At 57.3% G+C, this 22,272-nt stretch carries 19 protein-coding genes; 7 read left to right on the top strand and 12 right to left on the bottom strand.

Translation table 11 applies throughout. The features are described from left to right. Nucleotides 1-27: 27 nt before the first annotated feature. Nucleotides 28-1,560 (bottom strand): acyl-CoA carboxylase subunit beta, encoded by a 1,533-nt coding sequence (locus tag ACR0L9_RS03360; protein WP_480894773.1) that lies wholly within the window; start codon nucleotides 1,558-1,560, stop codon nucleotides 28-30. Between the two features lie 181 nt (nucleotides 1,561-1,741). Between ACR0L9_RS03360 and ACR0L9_RS03355 the strand changes: the two genes are divergently transcribed. Together ACR0L9_RS03355 and ACR0L9_RS03350 are read left to right on the top strand one after the other, a co-directional pair. Next, nucleotides 1,742-2,947: a multidrug effflux MFS transporter gene (locus tag ACR0L9_RS03355; RefSeq protein ID WP_480894771.1), complete on the top strand. Its 1,206-nt coding sequence runs from the start codon at nucleotides 1,742-1,744 to the stop codon at nucleotides 2,945-2,947. Nucleotides 2,948-3,011: 64 nt separating this feature from the next. Next, entirely contained in the window at nucleotides 3,012-4,412 is a 1,401-nt protein-coding gene (locus tag ACR0L9_RS03350) for a helix-turn-helix transcriptional regulator (RefSeq protein WP_170563893.1), read from the top strand. Nucleotides 4,413-4,468: 56 nt separating this feature from the next. Here the strand turns inward: ACR0L9_RS03350 and ACR0L9_RS03345 are convergent, their stop codons facing one another. The 6 genes from ACR0L9_RS03345 to ACR0L9_RS03320 all read right to left on the bottom strand — a co-directional run bounded on the left by ACR0L9_RS03345 (nucleotide 4,469) and on the right by ACR0L9_RS03320 (nucleotide 10,296). Next, on the bottom strand, nucleotides 4,469-4,708 hold the full coding sequence (locus ACR0L9_RS03345) for an HP1242/YdcH family protein (RefSeq protein ID WP_170392158.1): 240 nt from the start codon (nucleotides 4,706-4,708) through the stop codon (nucleotides 4,469-4,471). Between the two features lie 133 nt (nucleotides 4,709-4,841). Beyond that, on the bottom strand, nucleotides 4,842-6,500 hold the full coding sequence (gene betA / locus ACR0L9_RS03340; RefSeq protein WP_480894769.1) for a choline dehydrogenase: 1,659 nt from the start codon (nucleotides 6,498-6,500) through the stop codon (nucleotides 4,842-4,844). An 88-nt stretch (nucleotides 6,501-6,588) separates the two neighbouring features. After that, the gene (betC, locus tag ACR0L9_RS03335; protein WP_480894767.1) at nucleotides 6,589-8,097 is read right to left on the bottom strand and encodes a choline-sulfatase; all 1,509 of its coding nucleotides are present in this window, start codon (nucleotides 8,095-8,097) and stop codon (nucleotides 6,589-6,591) included. Next, nucleotides 8,094-8,666, bottom strand: coding sequence for a choline-binding transcriptional repressor BetI (gene betI / locus ACR0L9_RS03330; protein ID WP_170392164.1), 573 nt, complete (start codon nucleotides 8,664-8,666; stop codon nucleotides 8,094-8,096). Before betI ends, betC begins: the two co-directional genes overlap by 4 nt. 57 nt (nucleotides 8,667-8,723) lie before the next feature. Further along, nucleotides 8,724-9,656 carry a DMT family transporter gene (locus ACR0L9_RS03325; RefSeq protein ID WP_170392166.1) on the bottom strand — a complete coding sequence of 311 codons (933 nt, stop codon included), beginning with the start codon at nucleotides 9,654-9,656 and terminating at the stop codon, nucleotides 8,724-8,726. 40 nt (nucleotides 9,657-9,696) lie between these two features. After that, nucleotides 9,697-10,296: a LysE/ArgO family amino acid transporter gene (locus tag ACR0L9_RS03320; protein ID WP_170512381.1), complete on the bottom strand. Its 600-nt coding sequence runs from the start codon at nucleotides 10,294-10,296 to the stop codon at nucleotides 9,697-9,699. Between the two features lie 84 nt (nucleotides 10,297-10,380). Here ACR0L9_RS03320 and ACR0L9_RS03315 point away from each other — a divergent pair, with 84 nt between their 5' ends. Next, a complete protein-coding gene (locus tag ACR0L9_RS03315) occupies nucleotides 10,381-11,274 on the top strand; it encodes a LysR family transcriptional regulator ArgP (protein ID WP_170392170.1) in 894 nt (297 codons plus the stop codon). On the opposite strand, the gene ACR0L9_RS03310 is transcribed toward ACR0L9_RS03315, so the two are convergent. Together ACR0L9_RS03310 and ACR0L9_RS03305 are read right to left on the bottom strand one after the other, a co-directional pair. After that, nucleotides 11,271-12,545 carry an MFS transporter gene (locus tag ACR0L9_RS03310; RefSeq protein ID WP_170392172.1) on the bottom strand — a complete coding sequence of 425 codons (1,275 nt, stop codon included), beginning with the start codon at nucleotides 12,543-12,545 and terminating at the stop codon, nucleotides 11,271-11,273. The two genes, ACR0L9_RS03315 and ACR0L9_RS03310, sit on opposite strands and share 4 nt — an antisense overlap. Before the next feature lie 172 nt (nucleotides 12,546-12,717). Further along, on the bottom strand, nucleotides 12,718-13,458 hold the full coding sequence (locus ACR0L9_RS03305; RefSeq protein WP_170392173.1) for a YebC/PmpR family DNA-binding transcriptional regulator: 741 nt from the start codon (nucleotides 13,456-13,458) through the stop codon (nucleotides 12,718-12,720). Nucleotides 13,459-13,568: 110 nt separating this feature from the next. Between ACR0L9_RS03305 and ACR0L9_RS03300 the strand changes: the two genes are divergently transcribed. The 4 genes from ACR0L9_RS03300 to ACR0L9_RS03285 all read left to right on the top strand — a co-directional run bounded on the left by ACR0L9_RS03300 (nucleotide 13,569) and on the right by ACR0L9_RS03285 (nucleotide 18,695). After that, the gene (locus tag ACR0L9_RS03300) at nucleotides 13,569-15,341 is read left to right on the top strand and encodes an SLC13 family permease (protein ID WP_170401548.1); all 1,773 of its coding nucleotides are present in this window, start codon (nucleotides 13,569-13,571) and stop codon (nucleotides 15,339-15,341) included. A gap of 16 nt (nucleotides 15,342-15,357) precedes the next feature. Then, nucleotides 15,358-16,092: a glutamine amidotransferase gene (locus ACR0L9_RS03295; protein ID WP_480894764.1), complete on the top strand. Its 735-nt coding sequence runs from the start codon at nucleotides 15,358-15,360 to the stop codon at nucleotides 16,090-16,092. 72 nt (nucleotides 16,093-16,164) lie between these two features. Next, on the top strand, nucleotides 16,165-17,022 hold the full coding sequence (locus tag ACR0L9_RS03290; RefSeq protein ID WP_480894762.1) for a bile acid:sodium symporter family protein: 858 nt from the start codon (nucleotides 16,165-16,167) through the stop codon (nucleotides 17,020-17,022). Between the two features lie 11 nt (nucleotides 17,023-17,033). After that, nucleotides 17,034-18,695 (top strand): FAD-binding dehydrogenase, encoded by a 1,662-nt coding sequence (locus ACR0L9_RS03285; protein ID WP_480894760.1) that lies wholly within the window; start codon nucleotides 17,034-17,036, stop codon nucleotides 18,693-18,695. On the opposite strand, the gene ACR0L9_RS03280 is transcribed toward ACR0L9_RS03285, so the two are convergent. The 3 genes from ACR0L9_RS03280 to ACR0L9_RS03270 form a co-directional block, all read right to left on the bottom strand. After that, nucleotides 18,696-19,442 (bottom strand): YbaY family lipoprotein, encoded by a 747-nt coding sequence (locus ACR0L9_RS03280; RefSeq protein ID WP_480894758.1) that lies wholly within the window; start codon nucleotides 19,440-19,442, stop codon nucleotides 18,696-18,698. It lies immediately after the preceding gene. Between the two features lie 96 nt (nucleotides 19,443-19,538). Next, nucleotides 19,539-21,317 carry an SLC13 family permease gene (locus ACR0L9_RS03275; protein ID WP_170392185.1) on the bottom strand — a complete coding sequence of 593 codons (1,779 nt, stop codon included), beginning with the start codon at nucleotides 21,315-21,317 and terminating at the stop codon, nucleotides 19,539-19,541. Between the two features lie 91 nt (nucleotides 21,318-21,408). Next, complete coding sequence (locus tag ACR0L9_RS03270; protein ID WP_170594671.1) at nucleotides 21,409-22,221, bottom strand: TIGR00282 family metallophosphoesterase; 813 nt, start codon at nucleotides 22,219-22,221, stop codon at nucleotides 21,409-21,411. Nucleotides 22,222-22,272: the final 51 nt, after the last annotated feature.

Raw genomic sequence — 22,272 nt, 5'->3', positions numbered from 1 at the left:
TACGGCTCGGGCCTCCTCGGCGGGCATTTACAGCGGGATATTGTCGTGCTTTTTCCAAGGGTTCTTCAGTTGCTTGCCGCGCAGGCTCGCAAATGCACGTGATACACGGCGGCGGGTCGATTGTGGCATGATCACCTCGTCGATAAAGCCGCGCTCGGCCGCGACGAAGGGATTTGCGAACCGGTCCTCATAGTCCTGAGTGTGTTTCGCAATCTTATCGGAATCGCCGAGATCGGCGCGGTGGATGATTTCGGTCGCGCCCTTTGCACCCATCACCGCGATCTCAGCCGTGGGCCACGCATAGTTGAAATCGCCGCGCAGGTGTTTGGAGGCCATAACATCATACGCGCCACCGTAGGCCTTACGCGTAATTACGGTGACCTTTGGCACGGTCGCTTCGCCATAAGCAAATAGCAGTTTAGCGCCGTGCTTGATCACGCCGCCATACTCCTGCGAAGTGCCCGGCAGAAAGCCCGGAACATCAACAAGCGTCAGGATCGGGATTTCAAAGCAATCACAGAACCGCACGAACCGGGCCGCTTTTCGGGAACTATCGATGTCCAAACATCCTGCCAATACCATGGGTTGGTTGGCCACGACGCCCACGGTCTGCCCTTCAAGCCGGATAAAACCGGTGATGATGTTCTTAGCGTAGTCTTCCTGAATCTCGTAAAAATCACCCTCATCCGCCACTTTGGTGATCAGTTCCTTCATGTCGTACGGCGTGTTCGGATTGTCCGGGATCAGCGTATCCAGCGATGTCTCGACCCGGTCAGGGCTGTCAAAAAACGGGCGAACTGGCGGTTTCTCGCGATTGTTGAGCGGAAGGAAGTCGACAAGACGGCGCACCTCGGCCAGCGCCTCCACATCGTTTTCAAACGCGCCATCAGCGACCGACGACTTTTTGGTGTGGGTTGAAGCCCCGCCCAGTTCCTCCGCCGTCACGACCTCATTGGTGACGGTCTTCACAACGTCTGGGCCGGTCACGAACATGTACGAGGTGTCTTTGACCATGAAGATGAAGTCGGTCATCGCAGGACTGTAAACCGCACCACCTGCACACGGCCCCATAATCACGCTGATCTGCGGAACGACGCCCGAGGCCATGATATTACGCTGGAACACCTCGGCATATCCGGCCAATGAAGCGACGCCTTCCTGAATCCGCGCCCCGCCCGAGTCGTTGATCCCGATCACCGGCGCTCCGTTTTGAACTGCCATATCCATGATCTTGCAAATCTTCTGCGCATGGGTTTCTGACAGCGAGCCGCCGAATACGGTGAAGTCCTGGCTGAAGACGTAGACCACTCGACCATTGATCGTACCCCAGCCTGTGACCACCCCATCACCAGCAGGCTTTTGTTTCTCCATTCCGAAATCAGTGCAGCGATGGCTGACAAACATGTCAAACTCTTCAAAGCTGCCTTCGTCTACCAGCAACTCGATCCGTTCGCGTGCCGTCAGCTTTCCGCGGGCGTGTTGTGAGTCGATGCGTTTTTGCCCACCACCCAATCGCGCGTTGTTGCGACGGCCTTCGAGCTCGGAAAGGATGTCTTTCATGTCGGTAGTCTCCCAAGAGAATTTGCGCGACCATAACGAGTTGGGATCGGCGGCCAAAGAAGTTTTCGGCAAATTTGCAAATATTTGGCAACACTATTTGAGATAACTGCAAATTTGTTAATTAACACAACAAGCCAAACTGCCGATGGCATTTCGCGCGATCAGGGTCTAAAGGTAAACCATGCAGTTCAGTTCACCCTCTGTCAGCCGCACGCCCCCCACGCTTACAACACTCGTTTTGTTGTCAGGATTGTCGGCGCTGAGCATGAATCTGTATCTGCCCAGCCTTCCCTTTATGGCGACGTATTTTCAGACTGATTACAAGGTGATGCAGCTTTCGATCGCGCTTTATCTTCTGGTCAACGCGGCACTGCAAATCTTAATAGGACCCATCGCCGATAAGGCCGGACGTCGGCCTGTACTGCTGTGGGGACTCGCCCTTTTTCTGCTGGCAACGCTGGGGTGTATATACGCCCCAAATGTCGAAACCTTTCTGGCCTTCAGAATGTTTCAGGCCGTCATTGTCGTTGGTATTGTCTTAAGCCGTGCGGCTGTGCGAGACATGTACGAACAGGACCAGGCTGCTTCGATGCTCGGATATGTCACCATGGGGATGGCAGTCGTCCCGATGATCGGCCCTGCTGTCGGCGGGCTTCTCGAAGAAACTTTTGGCTGGAAAGCCAATTTCTGGCTACCCTTTGCCCTTGCGGCGCTAGCGCTGGCGCTGACCTACCAAGATTTTGGCGAAACCGCCGCCGCAAGCGGCAAAACACTGATGCAGCAATTTCGCGAATACCCTGAACTGCTGAAATCGCCCCGCTTCTGGGGCTATTCCCTGTCCTCGGCGTTCTCTTCAGGTGCGTTCTTTGCCTATCTCGGGGGCGCACCCTTTATCGGGACCGAAGTGTTCGGCATGACAGCCGCCGAGGTCGGCATCTACTTTGGTGCGCCTGCGATTGGCTATTTCTTCGGTAACTTCATCAGCGGTCGATTCTCGGTTCGCTTCGGCGTCAACCGCATGGTGCGCTGGGGATGCTGGCTGAATGCAATTGGCGTGGCCCTATCAGCTTTGTTGTTCCTAGTGGATTTGGGAACGGCGCTCAGCTTCTTCGGCCTGATGACCTTCGTCGGGTTGGGCAACGGCATGGCGATCCCAAATGCAACCGCCGGATCGCTTTCGGTCCGCCCGCATCTTGCGGCTACTGCCTCTGGTTTGAGCGGTGCGATCATGTTGGGCGGCGGCGCGGCACTCAGCGCATTGGCAGGCGCATTGCTGACGCATGAGACGGGCGCGATGCCTCTGCTTTGGCTGATGCTGGCAACCGCCGCACTGGCAATCTGCGCGATCAGCGTTGTTATCTGGCGCGAACGGCAATTGGGTCTGTAGACGGCTTGCGCGACAGGGTTTGCAAAGTTAGCCTGCAGATTCAGTAAAGCTGCAAAGAACCGCCATGGCCACTCAGAAACTATACGCTGGCGCCAAGCTGCGCGAAATGCGCACACGCCTGACCCTCACGCAGAAGGACTTCGCCGCAAAACTGGGCGTTTCACTGCCCTATTTGAACCAGATGGAGAATAACAACCGGCCGATCTCGACGACCGTTGTTCTGGCACTGGCGCAAGAGTTTGGTATGGATGTGACCGAACTCAGCACAGGGGATAGCGAACGATTGGTTTCGGACATGCGCGAAGCACTGGCCGATCCGGTGTTTGCCGAAACAGTACCCCCTCTGGCTGATCTCAGGCTCACCGCTTCAAATGCGCCCGCGCTTGCACGCGCGTTCATCGAGTTACACCGCGCCTATCGCCAGACCCATGAACGCCTCGCCTCGCTCGACGAGGCATTGGGCCGCGAGGATGCCCGTATTCAGGCCAGCCCATGGGAAGAGGTGCGCGATTTCTTTCACTACTGCGACAATTATATTGACGCCGTTGACCGCGCCGCTGAACGCTTCGCCAGCCGTGCCGATGAAACCAGCGATATTCGGCAGGTCGCCCTGAACAGCCTGACAGAACGCGGTATTCACGTCACTTTCGCCGACACCGAAACCTTACGCAGCTACAATGCTGGTGACAAAACCCTGCGCCTTTCCTCGCGCGCCGCACCACAAACGCAGGTCTTCCAACTGCTGCTGCAGGTGGCGTTGATCAGTCAGGATAAGCTGCTTGAAGCAACGCTAGATTTCGCCCGTTTCCAAAGCGATGAGGCCCGCGCCATCGCCAAAATTGGCCTCGCCAACTATTTTGCCGGGGCTTCGCTGATGCCTTACGGCGCTTTCCTGTCCGCAGCGCAAGACTATCGGCATGATTTGGAGCTGCTCAGCAACCGGTTCGGGGCATCGATTGAACAGGTGGCGCACCGCCTGTCCACGCTACAGCGCCCCGGCGCAAAGGGGATTCCGTTCTTTTTTGTCCGTGTCGATCAGGCCGGAACGATCACCAAACGCCATTCAGCTACGCGCTTGCAATTTGCCCGTTTCGGCGGTGCCTGCCCACTCTGGAATGTCCACCGGGCATTCGAGACCCCGGGTCATTTCCTGCAACAGCTAGCCGAGACACCGGATGGCGTCCGCTATATCTCATTGGCTCGTGATGTTTCAAAATCCGGAGGCTCGTTCGGTGCTCCTGTCCGCCGCTATGCCATCGCCTTGGGATGTGAGGTTCGTCATGCCGAAGCATTGGTCTACGCCGATAATCTCGACATAAACAACGCGAGCGCTTACGAGCCCATCGGCATATCCTGCCGCATCTGCGAGCGCCAGACCTGCCACCAAAGATCGGTCCCACCGTTAGAGCGCCGCCTGACCATCGACGCCCATAGCCGCGGCACCCTGCCTTATGAGGTCACCTGATCTTCATCTGGCCATATATATCCTGCGAGTCCGGGGGCAGAGCCCCCGCCTAATCCTTAGCTTTTTGACAATATCGCCCAGATCTCGTCTTTGAGCGCCGCGCGTTTCTTGCGCAAATCAACCTCGGCCAATTCCTCCATCGGCTCAACATTGGTTTCAGCCCGATGCACGGTGCGGTTGACCTCATGATACTCATCCGCAAGTCGGGCAAAATGCGCATCCGTTTGCTTGAGCTGGCTCATCACTTCGAGCTTGTCGGGGAACTCTTCAGCCAGTTCATGCGGGGTATGAGACATCCAGTTGGCTCCTTGTTTCAGCGTTACATCCCAAGGCTAAACATGACTGTCGCACTCCGCTTTGACGCCGATCAAATTCTGAGCGCAATCAACCAGCTTTCAGGATAAATGCACGCCGTGGGTTTTGGATGTGTCAGCGCTGTGCCGTTGCCCATCTCGGACTTATCCAGGGTTGGTCGTTCGCTTTGGGCAAAGGGTCTTTCTGCAGCAAATAGTCCGACATCTTTTCACCCACCATGATCGACGGTGCGTTCAGATTGCCATTGGTGATTTGCGGGAAAATCGAGCTATCGGCGACGCGCAATCCATCCACCCCAATCACACGCCCCTGCGGGTCGACAACGGCATCCTTGTCATCCGCACGGCCCATACGGCAAGTCCCGCAAGGGTGATAAGCGCTTTCGGCATGCTCGGCGATAAAGGCATCTAGCTCATCGTCCGACTGAACTTCCGCCCCCGGTTGGATCTCTTTACCGGCAAAGGGTTTGAACGCCTGCTGTCCAAAGATCTCTCGGGTCAAGCGAATGCAGGTTCTGAAGTCTTCCCAATCCGCATCATGGCTCATGTAGTTGAACCGGATCACCGGCGCGTCTTCGGCTTTGGCAGATCGCAGAGTCACAGCGCCGCGCGAGGGCGACCGCATTGGCCCCACATGCGCCTGGAATCCGTGCCCTTCGGCTGCCGCCTGCCCGTCATAGCGAACCGCCATCGGCAGAAAATGATATTGTATGTCAGGATATTCCACACCCGGTTTCGAACGCACAAAGGCGGCGCTTTCAAACTGGTTCGATGCGCCAAGGCCTGTTTTGGTAAACAGCCATTGCGCTCCGATCATTCCTTTGCTGATCAGGTTCCAATGCTTGTAAAGCGTGATCGGCTGGATCGAGGCCTGTTGGATATAAAGTTCTAGGTGATCCTGCAGATTGGCGCCGACGCCAGGGCGGTCGGCGACCACTTTGATACCGTGCTCAGCCAGGTGCGCCGCGGGTCCAACCCCCGAAAGCATCAGCAACTTAGGCGAATTGATAGACGAAGCCGCCAATACAACCTCGCGCCGCGCTGTGATCACTTCCCGTTTGCCACCCCGGATCAATTCGACCCCGGATGCGCGCCCGGATTCAATAATCACGCGCGCCGCAAGACCCCGGATGATTTGGCAGTTTTGCCGCTTGAGCGCTGGCCTAAGGTACGCATTCGCCGCCGACCAGCGCCGTCCTTTCCAGACGGTCTGCTCCATCGGCCCAAAACCTTCTTGTTTCTCACCGTTGTAGTCGCCAGTGACCTCATATCCAGCCTGCTGACCTGCATCGACGAACGCCTTAAACAGCGGATTTTCACGAGGCCCTCGCGACACGTGCAGAGGTCCATCCGTGCCTCTCCAGGTGTGATCACCGCCATGACCACCATCATGCCAGGTTTCCATGCGTTTGTAGTACGGCAGCACATCTGCGTAAGACCATCCATCTGCGCCCATCTCGGCCCAGGTGTCAAAATCTCGCGCGTGACCGCGCACATAGACCATGCCATTGATCGAAGAAGACCCTCCGATCACCTTGCCCCGAGGGCAAGCAAGTTGACGATTGTTCAGATGTGGTTCGGGTTCGGATTTGTAGCCCCAGTCATATCGCGACATATTCATCGGATAGCTTAGGGCGGCAGGCATTTGGATGAAGGGTCCGGCGTCTGTGCCGCCATGCTCGATCACCAGAACCGAGGCTCCGGCCTCACTCAGACGGTAAGCCATCGCGCAACCAGCAGAACCGGCGCCAACAATGACAAAATCTGCTTCCATATTCGTGTCTCCGTTCACCTTCGGGGCAAGATTTTTCGACGAAAAATCTCTGCACTTCCGACGGGTGCAATTTCAAAAATGTAAAGGATTACTCGCCACGCGGATAACGCTGGCTATCCTCGACATCGTTCAGGTCCATATGATTGCGCATGTACCGTTCAGACGCTTTCTGAAGAGGCTGATAATCCCAAGGATAATAGCCACCCTGCCGCAGTGCCTCATAAACCACCCAGCGCCGGGCTTGGCTGGCCCTCACATCGGCGTCAAAGCGATCCAAATCCCATCGCGCCTCGGATTTAGCACGCAGTGTTTGCAAGGTGCCTGCATGTTCGGGCAGGCCAGCGAGATTTTCCATCTCATGCGGATCAGCCTCGAGATCGAACAGTTGATCGGGGTCCAATGTACAGCGATTGTATTTCCACTTGCCATAACGCAAAGAGACTAAAGGAGCGTATGAGGCCTCGGCGGCATATTCCATTGCAACCGGCGCGGTTCGGTCTGTGCCCTTTGCCAACGGAACAAGGTCCTCACCATCCGTCCAAGGTGAGATTTCAGCCATATCGACGCCCGCCAACGTACCAAGCGTCGGTGTCACGTCGATCGTCGAAACTGGTGTATCGATGCGACCAACTGGAAGATCGGGGGCCGAAATCATGAGCGGCACGCGGGAAGAGCCTTCGAAGAAAGTCATCTTGAACCACAACCCGCGCTCACCCAGCATGTCGCCGTGGTCGGACACGAACAGTATGATCGCCTCTTGACGCGTCGTTTCCAGAACCTCCAGTATCTCACCGATCTTGTCATCCAGATATGAGATATTGGCGAAATAGGCGCGACGGGATTTGCGAATATCCTCGGTCGTTATGTCGAAGCTGCGCCAGTCATTGGCATCGAAAATACGTTTGGAATGCGGGTCCTGATTGTCATATCCCAGATCCGCGATCTGTGGCTCAAGATGCTCACAGTCTTCATACAGATCCCAGTACTTGCGTCGCGCCACGTAAGGATCGTGTGGGTGCGTGAAGCTGACGGTCACACACCAGGGGCGATCATCCTTGCCGCGTGCAAGGTCATATAGCTTGGCCTTGGCGTTATAAGCGACCTCGTCATCATATTCCATCTGGTTGGAAATCTCGGCAATGCCTGCCCCAGTGACCGAGCCCATATTGTGATACCACCAGTCGATGCGCTCACCGGGTTTACGATAATCCGGCGTCCAACCGAAATCTGCCGGGTAGATATCAGTAGTCAGACGATCTTCGAACCCGTGCAACTGGTCTGGGCCGACAAAGTGCATCTTGCCAGACAAGCAGGTGTAATATCCTGCACGACGAAGGTGGTGGGCATAGGTCGGGATATCGCTGCTGAACTCGGCGGCGTTGTCATAGACGCCAGTACGCGATGGCAGTTGACCCGACATAAAGCTCGCACGTCCCGGAGCACAGAGCGGCGAGGCAGTGTATGCATTTGCGAAACGCGTTGATCTTGCCGCCAGCATCTTCAGGTTCGGCGCATGCAACCATTCTGCAGGACCGTCGGGGAAGAGGGTCCCGTTGAGCTGATCCACCATCAGGATCAGAATATTCGGCTTTGTCATTTTTCGGCCTCTAGGAAAACTCTCAGTACCCGCAGCGCATGGGTGACTGCCCGCTGCGGCTCTTGTGGGGAATTCAGTGCAGAGTGGATGTACAACCCATCGATCAGCGCGATCATACCTTCGGCAGCCTCGCTCGGGTCACTCATATGTGGACGCAACGCATGGATCAGGTTCGAGCGGATGCGCGCCTGATAGATTTGCCAGAGCCTCAGCGCATCATCGTTGGTTTGCGCCAAAACATAAAAAGTCATCCAAGCTGCGATAACATCCGGTGTGAAACATGATGGCGCGAAACAGGCACGAATGATGGCCTGTGCGCGCTCTTCCGGATCTGCCGTGCTGAGTTGTGCACGCGCTTCAGATCCAAAATCCGTCAGGATACGCCGCATCGCGGCTAGGAATATCTGTTCTTTGCCCCCAAAGTAATGATGCGCCAATGCACTGGACATACCTGCGCGTTTGGCGATCTGGCTAACGGTGACATCAAGGGATTTTTGCGCGCCAAGCTCGGCGATCGTCGCCTTGACGATCGCGTCCCGCCGGATCGGCTCCATTCCGAGTTTTGGCATCTTCGCCTCTTCGCCATACCTGAGTGCAAGGAAGGCTAAGCGGTTTTTATTGACTCGTCAATCAATAACGGTTCTTGGTTTCGCCGGTGGGGTCTCAGAACCTTGCGGCGGTGTGCCGCCACGGCTCAGCACGGCTTCACGCCAGGTGATGAAGCTGACGGCAGCCAGGATCAGAGTGCCTCCTGCAATTACCCAGATGTCGATGCGTTCATGGAAGGCCAAAGCGCCGAGCAAAGTGGCCCAGATCAGCTGCAGGAACGTCACCGGCTGGGTCACGGCCACCGGGGCAGCCTGCAATGCAAGCGTCATGAAATAGTGCCCCGCAGTCGCAAAGCTGGCGACGATGAAAAGTATACCAAGATCGCGCAGGCTGGGCGGCTCCCAAACCGCGACGGCGAAAGGGATAAGCGCGATGGTGACCCATATCGAAAGATGGGCAACAACGGCTGAGGGACGGATATCACGGACCATCACTTTGGCCAGCAGATAGGAACCACCAAGCGCTAGTGCAGCCCCCAGCATCGCTATGTGACCGGGCAAAATCTCGCGAAAGCCCGGGCGCAGGATGATCACTACTCCGATCACAGCAACACCAATCGCGGCGATACGACGAAAAGCTAGCTTTTCACCCAAGAACAGTGCCGCACCCACCGTGACGTAGATAGGTGTCATATAATTCATCGCGGTCACCTCGGCGAGGGGGATGCGCGTCATCGCAAAAAACCACAGCATGACGGCGATGGCGTGGACCATTCCGCGTAGTCCAAACAGCGTTAGATTGCGCGGGGTCAATGGAGTTCCGAGGATCGCCCGGATTGCGGGCAAAAGAAACACCAGACCCAGGACATAGCGCAAGAATGCCGCTTGAATGGGGTTCATGCTGGTTCCCAGCACCTTCACCAGCGCATTCATGCCCACAAAGGACAGCCCGGCCGCAAGCATCCAAAACATGCCAACAAGCGGGCGGTGCTGATCATTAGGTGAGGTCATACAAACGGTTGAACACCGAATTCTGATCCGGGACAACCCTTCACATGATAACAAGTTTCAACGCGATCATAAGCATCACGATTCCGATGATAAAATCAAGAATCTGCCATGCGCGCGGGCGTGCAAAAATCGGTGAAAGCACTCTGGCACCGTAGCCGAGCGAAAAGAAGAAAACGAAACTCGAAGTCATCGCCCCTATCGCAAACCCCATGCGATCTGAATATTGGGCCGATATCGACCCGATCAATACGACCGTATCCAGATATACATGGGGGTTGAGCCAAGTGAAGGCCAGCACGGTCAGCATGGCCGCACGCAGGCTGGTGCGCTGCCCTGTTGCGGTATCCATCACCGCCCCACCTTGCCAGGCAGACCAAAAACTACGTAGGGCGTACCAAATCAGAAACACTGCCCCACCATAGCGCATCACCGTTTCAAACCACGGCGCGGCCTGAGCCAGGGTGCCGAACCCTGCAACACCCGCCCCGATCAGTATCGCGTCAGACACTGCGCAGGTCAGGCACAGTGCAAAGACGTGCTCGCGCCGCAGGCCTTGGCGCAGAACAAAGGCATTCTGAGCGCCTATCGCCAATATAAGGCTAAAACTCAGGGCAAACCCGGCAATCATTGATGGGAACATGCAGCCTCCTGTCGATGCTCGTTGACTACATGGCCGGTGCGAATCTATCAAATTAATGATGATTACCCAGATTAAGCAACTCTAATGCTCCTCGACCCTCATCAGCTCTCAGCATTGGCGGCGATCTTGCGACACGGCAGCTTTGAGGCCGCAGCCGCAGAGCTATCCGTCACCCCGTCGGCTATTTCGCAGAGGATCAAGGCGTTGGAGGATCGTGTTGGTGCGGCCCTTATTCATCGCGGCACCCCATGCATCGGCACTCCGGCGGGTCTGCGGATCGCCCGTCATGCCGAAGATATCGGCCTGTTGGAGGCAAAGTTGGCGCGAGAGCTGACTTTGGATCAGCGTGAAGGTCCGGTACGGGTTCGCGTCGCGCTACCGGCTGACAGTCTGGCCACATGGTTTATCGACGCGATGGCGCGCGCCGAAGACATACTGTTCGACCTTGTAATTGACGATCAGGACCATTCGGCTGACTGGCTGCGGCGTGGCGACGTAAGTGCGGCGATAACGGTGGGTGGTCAAAACATTACCGGATGCGATGCCATTGCGTTGGGCACTTTGCGCTATTTGCCGACCGCGAGCCCCGGCTTCATGCAGCGGTGGTTTTCTGATGGGGTTTCCGCCAAATCCCTGGCACAGGCCCCCTGCTTGACCTTCAACCGCAAGGATAATCTGCAGAAATCCTGGATATATGCCCAGACAGGCAGCCGTCTTTCGCCACCGTCTCACTTTCTGCCGTCCACAAACGCCTTTGTTGACGCGGCAATCGCCGGTTTAGGATGGGGTATGAACCCCGAAAGCCTTGTAAGAAGAGCGATCGCAAATGGGCAGATCTGCGAAGTAATCCCCGATGCGCCGCTCGATATCGAACTGACCTGGCAGATCGGGCGCGTCCTTGCCCCTGCCCTTGCACCCTTGACCCAAGCGGTACGCCGCGCGGCAACGCAGCAACTGATCGCGCCGGCGGCACATTAGGCCTGCGACTCTGCAGCCTTTTGCGGTTTCGCGATGCGGTAACAGCTAAATGCCGCCCAGATGCTGGCCAGCACGATAAACACGATGGCAGCTGCAACCTCGTGCATATGTGCAACCGCGGCCAAAATTGCGGACAGTGCAACGGCAGCGAGTCTGCAGATGGATTTGATGGCTGCTGCGCCCTGAATACGTTGTTCCTTGGGCGCAACGTCTAAAAAATAAAGCTGGCGCGCACTGGAAATTCCAGTTGTCGCCACCGAGACGACAAACAGAGCAATGGCGTGCAAGTGAACTTCGTGATCGATACCGGCATAGTGGAACGCCAACAAAACGATCCCTGTCACTGCGACCAACAAGTTGCCCGCGACCATCACGGTACGGTGTGATTTCATGTTCACCAGTTGCCACAAGGGCGCCGAGACCAGATAGCCGGACGCGGATGAGATGATCATGGCCGTCAAACCCTTGGCCGAGTTGTGATGTGCCTCGGCAGCGATGAGCGCAAAAAACGGAACCGACAGCGATACGACAACCAAAGGAAGCCGCAGAGCCATATAGCGCCGGAACCATGGCTGTTCGAACATACTTACGATTCCGGAGATGATGTTCTGCAGCGATTGACGTCCTGCACCTTTAGGTTTTCCATTACCGGATTCATCGGGGGCGATCTCGGCCATGCCGAGAATGCATAATGCTGAAAACAAGAAAAACACGACCGAGGCCGCAATCACCGCGGAATGCCGCGAGAATGGCGGGTACTCTTTCGTGATCTCGTGTATCAGCAACACCAAGCCGATGGCACAAAGACCTCCCGCGCCCAATTGGAGATAACGGATAACCATCCGGGATTTCGATTTCAGATGATCGCCCAACAAGTCAGACAGCATCAGGGATTGGCTTTCTTCAATAAGCCCAATCATGAAAAAGGCGATCACAAAGGCAATGGCCGTCAATGAGACACTGCCGGTGGCCGCGATCAAAAGGGCCATCAGAAGGCAACCGCCAATCCCGATCTCGGTCAGGGCAATCCCGCGTTTCTTCCGCGCCTGCGCAGCAATGGAGCGGGCGAAAAACACGTCCGAGATCATGCTGCCAACCATGCGGATCGACACCAATGCGCCGGCAAGGAACATCGGTAACTCCAGCGAGACCGCAAGGAATGGCAATACGATAGACGGGCTGCCCAAAGTCCACGCCACCTGGGAAAGGATACTTTGGCTAGCCAGAACCGGGACATTTCGTCGGGCCGGATCAGTCGATTTACTCGCCATTTGCGATGCTCTGCATGATGTGCCTACGGTTGCCTTTCAGGTCCTTCAGCCTCAATGATCTGAGTTTAATCGCAAGAGGCTTCAGGACCAAGGCTTGTGTAAAACGCGCAGCTGCAACAGAAAAACCCGGCCGCTGGGCCGGGTTTGGTTCATCTGGCGTGTGTCCGATACATCAGAGCTGCGCCATAACCTCGTCGGTCGCTTCGAAGTTAGTGGTCACGCGCTGAACGTCGTCGTCGTCTTCCAATGCATCCACCAATTTCATCAGCTTTTGCATGTCTTCCAGACCCAACTCGGTCGTCGTTGTCGGCTTCCAGACCAGCTTGGTGGATTCGGATTCGCCCAGCGCCTCTTCCAGCGCGTTTGACACATCGTTCAGATCCGTATCTGCGCACCAGATGATGTGACCGTCATCCGAGCTTTCGACATCCTCTGCCCCGGCCTCGATCGCGGCTTCGAAAATCGTATCCGCATCGCCTGCGTCTGCCTGATACACAACTTCGCCCTTGCGGTCGAACATGAACCCGACCGAGCCGGTTTCACCCAAGTTTCCACCATTCTTCGAAAAGGTCGAACGAACAGTCGAGGCGGTACGGTTCCGATTATCGGTCATCGTTTCAACAATCACGGCCACACCGTTGGGACCATAGCCCTCATACCGGATTTCTTCGTATTCATCGCCCTCGCCTGCTACGGACTTCTTGATCGCACGGTCGATCACGTCCTTGGGCACCGAATTCGACTTGGCCTCTTTCACCGCCAGACGCAGGCGCGGGTTCTTGTCGGGATCGGGGTCGCCCATCTTGGCGGCGACCGTGATCTCTTTCGACAGCTTGGAAAACAGTTTGGACCGCGCGGCGTCCTGACGTCCCTTGCGGTGTTGGATATTGGCCCATTTGGAGTGGCCTGCCATGGTGCGTCCTCGTCATCGTGATTGCGTGTTTGGCGCTCATATAGACGTTTGCGGGGCAAAGGATCAAGAGAGCGGCTTGCCCTGTCTTCGCCCGTGACTATGGTGGCGGTATGACGACAGATCAGATCATTCTTTTTTCCCTTTTCATCGCCGTTTTCGGAATGCTGCTCTGGGGGCGTTTCCGCTATGACCTTGTAGCATTTACCGCCTTGATGATCGCGGTCACGCTGGGTGTGGTGCCCGTTGACAATGCCTTTGCCGGGTTCGGGCACCCGGCCACGATCATCGTGGCGTTGGTGCTGGTGGTTTCTGCCGGTCTGGTGCGCTCGGGTGCAGTGTTCATGATCACGCGCACGCTGGTCGATGCATCGCGCGGATTGGGCGCACATATCGCGCTAATGGGCGGCATCGGGGCGATCCTGTCGGCCTTCATGAACAACGTCGCGGCGCTGGCGCTACTGATGCCAGTCGATATCCAGACCGCGCGCAAAGCGGGGCGCCCGGTCGGCCTTAGCCTGATGCCGCTCAGCTTTGCGACGATCCTGGGAGGGATGGCCACGCTGATCGGTACGCCGCCAAATATCATCATCGCCTCGATCAGGGCCGAAACGCTGGGCGAACCGTTTCATATGTTCGATTTCGCACCGGTGGGCGGGTTGGCTGCAATTGCGGGGCTGGCGTTCGTCGCGCTGATCGGCTGGCGCCTCATCCCCAATCGCGGCGCGCAGGAAGAAACCTCGGAAGTTTTGGCCGAATACATCGCCGAACTGACGATCCCGCCTGAATCGCCCCATATCGGGAAACGGGTCAGTGAGCTCTATGAGGCCGCCGAGAAATCTGACGTCGCTATCATCGGCCTGATCCGGGACGGAAAGCGACGCTATGGTCGATCAACCCACGCAACCCTGCATGAAGGCGATGCGCTTGTTCTGGAAGCACGCCCCGAAGCGCTGGATGAGTTCCGCGCCGCGCTCAATCTGGATTTCTCGGACGCCCGTCGGCAGGAGGTTTTGACTGCCGAAGGCGAAGGGCTGGAAGTGGTTGAAGTCGTTGTCCCCGAAAGCGCGCGCATCACTGGGCGAACTGCACAGGCGTTAGGACTGGCCTGGCGACAGAGTACAGTCCTGATGGGCATTTCACGCCAAGGGCGCCGGATCACCAGTCAGGTTCGCAAAACCGAGGTCGAGCCCGGCGACATCTTATTGCTGCTGTGCCCGCGCGACCGAGCACCCGATGTCACTGAGTGGCTCGGCTGCCTGCCCTTGGCCGAGCGCGGCTTGAATGTAACCGCGAATGAGAAAGCCTGGCTTGCCATCGGCCTATTTGCGGCTGCCGTGTTGGCGGCCAGTATCGGGCTGATCTATCTGCCGATCGCACTGGGGTTCGTGGTCGTAGCCTATGTTCTGACTAAGATCATGCCGATTGCGGATATCTACAACCACATCGAATGGCCGGTGGTTGTATTGCTGGGGTCAATGATCCCACTGGGCAGCGCGCTTGAAACCTCGGGCGGAACCGAGTTGATCGCCAACGCCTTGATTCAGCTGACCAACGGCCTGCCCGCCTGGGCAATCCTGACCGTACTGATGGTCGTGACGATGACCCTGTCCGATGTGTTGAACAACACAGCCACCGCCATTGTCGCGGCCCCTGTTGGCATTCAGATGGCGCGCACGCTTGAGGTGTCGCCAGATCCGTTTCTGATGACGGTGGCCGTTGCGGCGTCTGCCGCGTTTCTGACGCCCATTGGGCACAAGAACAATACGCTGGTGCTTGGTCCCGGAGGATACCGTTTTGGTGATTACTGGCGCATGGGGCTGCCGCTGGAAATCCTGATCATCGCGGTCTCGATCCCCGCGATCCTTGTGTTCTGGCCGCTTTGATGGCTAAAGGCTGCCTATGAAACGCTTTCTGATCCTGCAACTGCGCCCGGAAACCGATGCATCGGATGCCGAATATGCCTCGATACTGGACAAAACCGGGCTGAGCCCTGCGCAAACTCATCGCATCCGGCTGGATTGCGAAGACCTGCCCGAAGGGTTGGATGTCGTCGATTACGCTGGTGTCATCGTGGGTGGGGGTCCCGGCTGCGTCAGCGACGATCCGACCACCAAATCCGCGCTGGATGCAAAGATCGAAGGCGCGATCATGAGACTGATGCCCCAGATCACTGCGAAAGATCACCCGTTCATGGGCTGCTGCTATGGCTTGGGTATTCTCGCCGTACATTTGGGCGGAGATGTCAGCAAACGGCAATTTGGCGAACCGGTCGGACCGTCCGACTGCCGTCTGACAGAGGATGGCGCCCAAGACCCCTTGACCGAAGGCCTAAAGCCGAAATTCGAAGCGTTTGTGGGACATAAGGAAGCCGTGCAGTTACTGCCGGATGGCTGCGTTCATCTGGTAGCGTCTGACCCCTGCCCGTTTCAGATGATCCGCTGGGGGCAGAATGTCTATGCCACCCAATTCCACCCCGAAGCGGACGCCAAAGATTTTGAGCAGCGGATTAACATCTACAAGGACCACGGCTATTTTCGGCCGGAGGATGCGCAAAGCTTGATCGATATGTGCCATGCCGCAGACGTTACGGAGCCGGGTGAAATCCTGCGCCGGTTTGCTCAACGCTACGGGTGACCCAACGGCGTTGTTGCCTGATCTACGACCCCTCGCATAGGCTGGCCCGAATGACTTTGGGAGGAGTTGTTCTTGGACCTGCTTATCAACGTTGGCCTGCCCATTTCGCTGGCCATTATCATGTTGTCACTGGGGATCGGGCTAGAAGCCGCCGATTTCCGCCGGGTTTTGGCGCGGGGGTACCCCTTCGCCATTGGCGCCATCAGTCAAGTTGTGCTGATACCATTGGCTGCCTTCGCGACGGTCACTCTGTTCGGACTGCCCGCTGAAATCGCCGTGGGTGTCATGCTTTTAAGCTTTTGCCCCGGTGGGGTCACCAGCAACATCCTAGCAAAGTTTGCCAAGGGTGATGTGGCGCTGTCGGTCAGCCTGACAGCGGTGATCAGCCTGCTGTCCATCGTGACCGTCCCCATTCTCGCCGCATGGTCCATAGATCATTTCATAGGCGAGGCCGCACCCAAAGTTTCGATCAGCGCATTAGCCACCGCGCTGTTCCTGATCACGACCCTTCCAGTCGCCATTGGCGTCGCCATACGTCACTTTGCAAGGGGGTTCGCCATTCGGGTCGACGGCCCGCTTTCGACGCTCGCATCGATACTGTTCGTGCTGATCGTCGCGGCGGCACTGGCCGGAAACTGGCAGTTCTTCATCCAAAACCTCAGCTCGATTGGGGCAGCTCTGATCGCGTTGAACGTTGCGCTGTTGCTGATCGGTCTGGGGCTGGCGCGCATCGCCAATCTGACATGGAGTGAGGCGAAAACGATCTCGGTCGAGACTGGCATTCAGAATTCGGCGATGGGAATTACGCTGGCAGCTTTGATCACCGGCACCACGTCCGGCTTCAGCCCACTTGCCGTTCCTGCCGCCGTTTATGGTATCACGATGTATGTGGTCGTAACCCCCTTCATCCTTTGGTTCCGCAGCCGCTGAAAGGACATCCGATGACCAATAACACCGCAGACGCGATCGTGATCGGAGGCGGCCTTGCGGGCCTCTCGGCGGCGGCCGAATTGGGCGACCGGGGCAAGCGGGTGATCGTGCTGGATCAGGAGCCCGAGCATTTTCTGGGTGGACAGGCGTTTTGGAGCCTCGGCGGCCTGTTCATGGTCGACACCCCCGAGCAACGTCGCATGGGCATCCGCGACAGCCACGATCTGGCGCTGCGCGACTGGATGGGCAGCGCGCAGTTTGACCGCGACGAAGACAACTGGCCCCGCAAATGGGCTGAAGCCTATGTAGAGTTCGCCGCAGGTGAAATGCGTCCCTGGCTGCATGACATGGGGCTGCGCTGGTTTCCCGTCGTGGGCTGGGCCGAACGCGGAGGGTCTTATGCGGACGGCCATGGCAACTCGGTCCCGCGCTTTCACATCACTTGGGGAACCGGCCCAGGTGTACTTGAGCATTTTATTCGCCGCGTCCGCGCGCATGTCGACGCCGGGTTGATCCAATTGAAGTTCCGTCACCAAGTCAGCCACATCATTATGCAAAATGGTTCTGCCAAAGGCGTGTCAGGGGAAGTCCTGGCCGATGACGGCATTCAAAGAGGTGGCAAGACCAACCGGGACGAAGTAGGCGAATTCGAAGTCTATGCCCCTTCGGTTATTGTCACCTCTGGTGGGATCGGTGGGAATTTTGAGATGGTGAGACAGAACTGGCCCCGCGACCGGCTGGGTGAACCGCCCAAAGATATGGTGGCAGGCGTTCCGTTTCATGTCGATGGCCGCATGATCCCGATCAGCGAGAAAGCTGGCGGACATGTCATCAACGGCGACAGAATGTGGCATTACACCGAAGGGGTGCGCAATTGGGATCCGATCTGGCCCGCGCACGGTATACGTATTCTACCCGGCCCAAGTTCGATGTGGTTCGATGCGCGCGGCAATCGCCTGCAACCCCCTTGCCTGCCGGGGTTCGATACGCTGGGAACGCTGAAAGAGATCCTGAAAACCGGATATGAATACAGCTGGTTCGTTCTGACCCAGAAGATCATCAAAAAGGAATTTGCACTATCGGGGTCCGAGCAGAACCCGGATTTCACTTCGGGCAGCTGGAAAGAGGTGATCCGTCAGCGCATCCTGTCTGGCACCAAGGCGACTGGCCCGGTCGAGGCGTTCAAGGAAAAGGGCGAGGATTTCGTCGTCGCCAACACGCTGACTGAATTGGTCAGCGGCATGAACCAATTAGGCGGAGGTCTGATAGACGAGACGCATTTGCGCACCCAGATCGAGGCACGGGATTCTCAGGTCGACAATCCGTTTTCCAAAGACGCCCAGATGATGGCCATCCTTGCCGCACGCAATTATCGGGGCGACAAGCTGATCCGGACGGCCAAACCGCACAAGTTCCTCGATCCATCAAACGGCCCGCTAATCGCGGTCAAGCTGCACGTACTGACCCGCAAGACATTGGGCGGGCTGCAGACCAATCTGGACAGTCAGATGATCGGCGCCAATGGACAAATCGTCCCCGGCTTGTTTGCAGCCGGAGAGGTCGCGGGCTTTGGCGGCGGCGGCTATCACGGGTACAACGCGCTAGAGGGCACGTTTCTGGGCGGTTGCATCTTCTCGGGTCACAACGCAGGAAGGTCCCGCGCAGTGGCCTGATTACTGGGTGCGCACGAATTTCAGTATAGGCTCACCTGCAGCATCGAGCAAAACCATGCTGTCGCCGGCAACGGCATAGCTCGTCACGTTTTGCAGGGCGGCAAAGAACTGATCCTCGACCTCGTCCAGTTCTGGCGGGCACGCCATTAAAGTCGCGGCCATATTGTCTGGAAACTCAAGGCTGTTGCCGGTGATCTCGGCTTGCCCGGAAAACCGGTTGCAACCGCCCGTGCCACCGAACGCACCACCTTGGGCGAAGGAAAGCTGGGGCGGCCGTTTTGTATTGAGCACGGTTCCACCGATACCGATGGCTGTCCACTCGGTCCCTTCCAGGGTCGCGGGGCTCTGAGCACCGGCCTGCACCAGCACAAGATCTGCCGAATTGCCTTCGCCGTTGGTCAGCACGGGATGGACCGTATCCGTCGTAAACAACAGCTCACCCCCGCGATAGATCGATCCGCGTACTGCATAGGTCATACCCTCGCGGATCAGCGCGTCATCAAAAGTCAGCTCAAATTCCGAGGGCACTCCGTTCAACGCATAGCGTTGCGCCGCCAGCGTGACCGCTGCCGCATCGGCCCGAGAGATATCCTGCAATTCGACAAATAGCGTCGCATCCGGTGGCAGGGCGATCCGTTCACGGTAGGTTGCCGTGCCAGTGACTGTTCCTGCCGAGCTTTGGCTGCCCAGCAAGGCCAATACGATTGCTCCGGCCACAATGGCCTGCCCGAGTTTCGGAAAAGGCATGATCCCATCCTTTCACATTCATCTTAGGCAAAAAGATTGTGACGATATCGACATTTACAAGGCCCGAAACACCAGGTCGGCGAATCCGTGCCAGTGTCAGAGCGGCCAGATGAACGGAATAAGAAGTGACGCCAGCAGACCCACAGTCAGGTTCAGCGGCACACCAACTTTCAGAAAATCGGTGAATCTGTACCCACCCGGGCCATACACCATCATGTTGGTCTGATAGCCAATCGGCGTCGCAAAGGATGCCGATGCCGCCACCATCACCGCGACCACCAGCGGGCGCGGATCAATTCCTACAGCCTGAGCCAGAGAGATCGCGATCGGAGTGACCACCACCGCCACGGCGTTGTTCGAAACCAATTCGGTTAGCACCGAGGTCAACAGATATACGGCCCATATGATCAAGAAAGGTGGCAACATGCCAAGCGCCGGTGCGACCGCTTCGACAATCAGTGTAACCGCGCCCGATTTATCGAGCGCAGCCCCAATTGCGAGCATGGAGAAGATCAGGGCCAGCAATCGGCCTTCGACAAATGAGAACGCCTCATCCGCGTCGATACATCGGGTCAGCAGAACCACGGCAACGGCGATGATCGACAACAGCAAAATCGGTGCCACGCCCAACCCCGCCAGGGCGACGATCCCGACCAGCGCACCGATGGCTATGGGCGCATGGCTGCGGCGAAACGCTCGTGCCGAAGGTTGCGTAACATCGACCATATCCATATCGGCGGCCAGCTTCTGGATATCCGCAGGCGAGCCCTCTAACAGCAGCGTATCCCCGACACGCACGGTCAAAGCATCCAACTGACGCCCGATATTCTGGTTCCTGCGATGAACCGCCAGGACGTAGACACCATATCGGCGACGTAACCGCATCGCACCAAGCGTTCGACCGACCATACGGCAGCCCGGCGTGATCAGAACCTCAACTGTCTTGGTCTCAACGGCTGAGACCTGATCCACGCGCTTGAGTTCCTTGTTGCTTTGAAGACTCAGCAATTCGGTCATCTCGGTGCGCAAAACTACCCTGTCGCCCACTTTCAGCGTCACCCCCTTGAGGTTCCGCCGCAGCGAGTCATCGCCTCGGATGACGTCGATCAGGCGCACACCGGGGCGCTTGAACAGCTGAACGCCGGTCACTTCGCGGTCGATCAGATTGCTGTCGGGTGGGATAACCGCCTCAGTAAAGAACTTCATCTTGGACCGGTCGCTGAGCATCTCAGCCATGCTGTCACGCTCGGGTAGCAGTCGTGGCGCAATGAAGCGCAGGTACACCATACCGTAGATCACCAGCGCGATGCCCAGCGGGGTAACCTCGAAGATTGAAAACGCCGTCATACCCTGTGCGCGGGCCACACCATCGACCAACAGGTTAGTCGAGGTGCCAATCAGCGTCAGCGTACCCCCAAGGATCGCCGCATAGCTGAGCGGGATCAACAATTTGGACGCCGAAACATTCAGCGTGCGGGCGATCTGGATAAAGACCGGGATCATTACAACGACAACCGGCGTGTTGGATACCACCGCCGAAGCAACGACGACAAACGCCATCAATAACCCGATGGCAAACCGAGGGTTCACCTGCGCCTGCTTCTGCGCGAGCGAGGTGAACGCGTCAAGCGCTCCGGTGCGCACCAAGGCACCCATGATGATGAACATCGCGCCGATGGTCCACGGCGCGGGATTCGAAAGGACTGCAAGCGCACTTTGATAGGGCAGGATACCGGTTGCCAGCATCAGGGCCGCCCCGCCGATGGCGACAACTTCGGTCGGATAGACCTCGCGCAGAAACATGATGAACATGCCCGCTACGATCATCAGCGCCAGAATTGCGCTGCCCATCTCTGTCAGTTGAAGGAATTGCATTCTTGGTATTCTGTCCGAACCCTGATCTGGCATACGCGCCTAATAGGTAGTTTCACGTATTGCGTGCGGCGGGGCAAGTCTGACGTGCTTTTCAGGGTGTAGACTGCTGCAACCGCCCGCCAACACGAATCATCTGCACGGATTTTGCGCTTCCATCGCGGTCATCGGTTTCGACAAAAACTCCGCTCAAGGTCGCCTCACCGGTCGCAGGCGTAAACCGCGCCTTGGGCATCCCGGTTATGAACCGGCGCATCGGTTCCTGCTTGTCCATTCCGATGACCGAGTCATAGTCGCCGCACATCCCGGCATCGGTCAGGTATCCTGTACCGCCCGGCAATACCTGCGCATCCGCGGTAGGCACATGCGTATGCGTCCCAACCACAAGGCTTGCGCGTTTGTCGCAATAATGGCCCATCGCCATTTTCTCGGACGTTGCCTCGCAATGCATGTCGACGATGATCGCCTGCGCCTGGCCGCCGCGTGGGTGCGATTTCAGGATCGGTTCAATGGCCGAAAAGGGATCGTCAAAGGGGCGTTTCATGAAGACCTGCCCTAACACCTGCACCACCAAAACCTTGCGACCGCCCGGCGCGGTGAACAGTCGATGCCCCCGCCCCGGTGCCCCTTTGGCATAATTCAACGGACGCACGATGCGAGGTTCTTTCTCAATAAACTGCAGCATGTCTTTCTGGTCGAAAGCATGATCGCCCAAGGTGATACAATCGGCCCCCGCGTCCAAAAGCAACTTGGCGTGATCCCCGCTCAGCCCCATTCCGTTCGAGGCGTTCTCGCCGTTGACAACGACAAAATCCAGCCGCCATTCGTCACGCAGACGTGGCAAATGCTGTTGGATGGCGGCGCGACCCGAGCGCCCCATGACGTCACCAAGAAACAAAATCCTCATGATTGCGGTCCTAGGGGCTGGAAGTGGCAATAACAAGGCAGAAGCAAACAA

Source organism: Ruegeria sp. I3 (assembly GCF_056532525.1).
Note: the sequence above shows the minus strand (reverse complement) of the source record. Positions and strands in the feature narration are given on the sequence as shown.

Coding starts and splice junctions, on each gene's coding strand:
- ACR0L9_RS03360 (WP_480894773.1), bottom strand. CDS start 1,560: ATGAAAGACATCCTTTCCGAGCTCGAAGGCCGTCGCAACAACGCGCGA.
- ACR0L9_RS03355 (WP_480894771.1), top strand. CDS start 1,742: ATGCAGTTCAGTTCACCCTCTGTCAGCCGCACGCCCCCCACGCTTACA.
- ACR0L9_RS03350 (WP_170563893.1), top strand. CDS start 3,012: ATGGCCACTCAGAAACTATACGCTGGCGCCAAGCTGCGCGAAATGCGC.
- ACR0L9_RS03345 (WP_170392158.1), bottom strand. CDS start 4,708: ATGTCTCATACCCCGCATGAACTGGCTGAAGAGTTCCCCGACAAGCTC.
- betA (WP_480894769.1), bottom strand. CDS start 6,500: ATGGAAGCAGATTTTGTCATTGTTGGCGCCGGTTCTGCTGGTTGCGCG.
- betC (WP_480894767.1), bottom strand. CDS start 8,097: ATGACAAAGCCGAATATTCTGATCCTGATGGTGGATCAGCTCAACGGG.
- betI (WP_170392164.1), bottom strand. CDS start 8,666: ATGCCAAAACTCGGAATGGAGCCGATCCGGCGGGACGCGATCGTCAAG.
- ACR0L9_RS03325 (WP_170392166.1), bottom strand. CDS start 9,656: ATGACCTCACCTAATGATCAGCACCGCCCGCTTGTTGGCATGTTTTGG.
- ACR0L9_RS03320 (WP_170512381.1), bottom strand. CDS start 10,296: ATGTTCCCATCAATGATTGCCGGGTTTGCCCTGAGTTTTAGCCTTATA.
- ACR0L9_RS03315 (WP_170392170.1), top strand. CDS start 10,381: ATGCTCCTCGACCCTCATCAGCTCTCAGCATTGGCGGCGATCTTGCGA.
- ACR0L9_RS03310 (WP_170392172.1), bottom strand. CDS start 12,545: ATGGCGAGTAAATCGACTGATCCGGCCCGACGAAATGTCCCGGTTCTG.
- ACR0L9_RS03305 (WP_170392173.1), bottom strand. CDS start 13,458: ATGGCAGGCCACTCCAAATGGGCCAATATCCAACACCGCAAGGGACGT.
- ACR0L9_RS03300 (WP_170401548.1), top strand. CDS start 13,569: ATGACGACAGATCAGATCATTCTTTTTTCCCTTTTCATCGCCGTTTTC.
- ACR0L9_RS03295 (WP_480894764.1), top strand. CDS start 15,358: ATGAAACGCTTTCTGATCCTGCAACTGCGCCCGGAAACCGATGCATCG.
- ACR0L9_RS03285 (WP_480894760.1), top strand. CDS start 17,034: ATGACCAATAACACCGCAGACGCGATCGTGATCGGAGGCGGCCTTGCG.
- ACR0L9_RS03280 (WP_480894758.1), bottom strand. CDS start 19,442: ATGCCTTTTCCGAAACTCGGGCAGGCCATTGTGGCCGGAGCAATCGTA.
- ACR0L9_RS03275 (WP_170392185.1), bottom strand. CDS start 21,317: ATGCAATTCCTTCAACTGACAGAGATGGGCAGCGCAATTCTGGCGCTG.
- ACR0L9_RS03270 (WP_170594671.1), bottom strand. CDS start 22,221: ATGAGGATTTTGTTTCTTGGTGACGTCATGGGGCGCTCGGGTCGCGCC.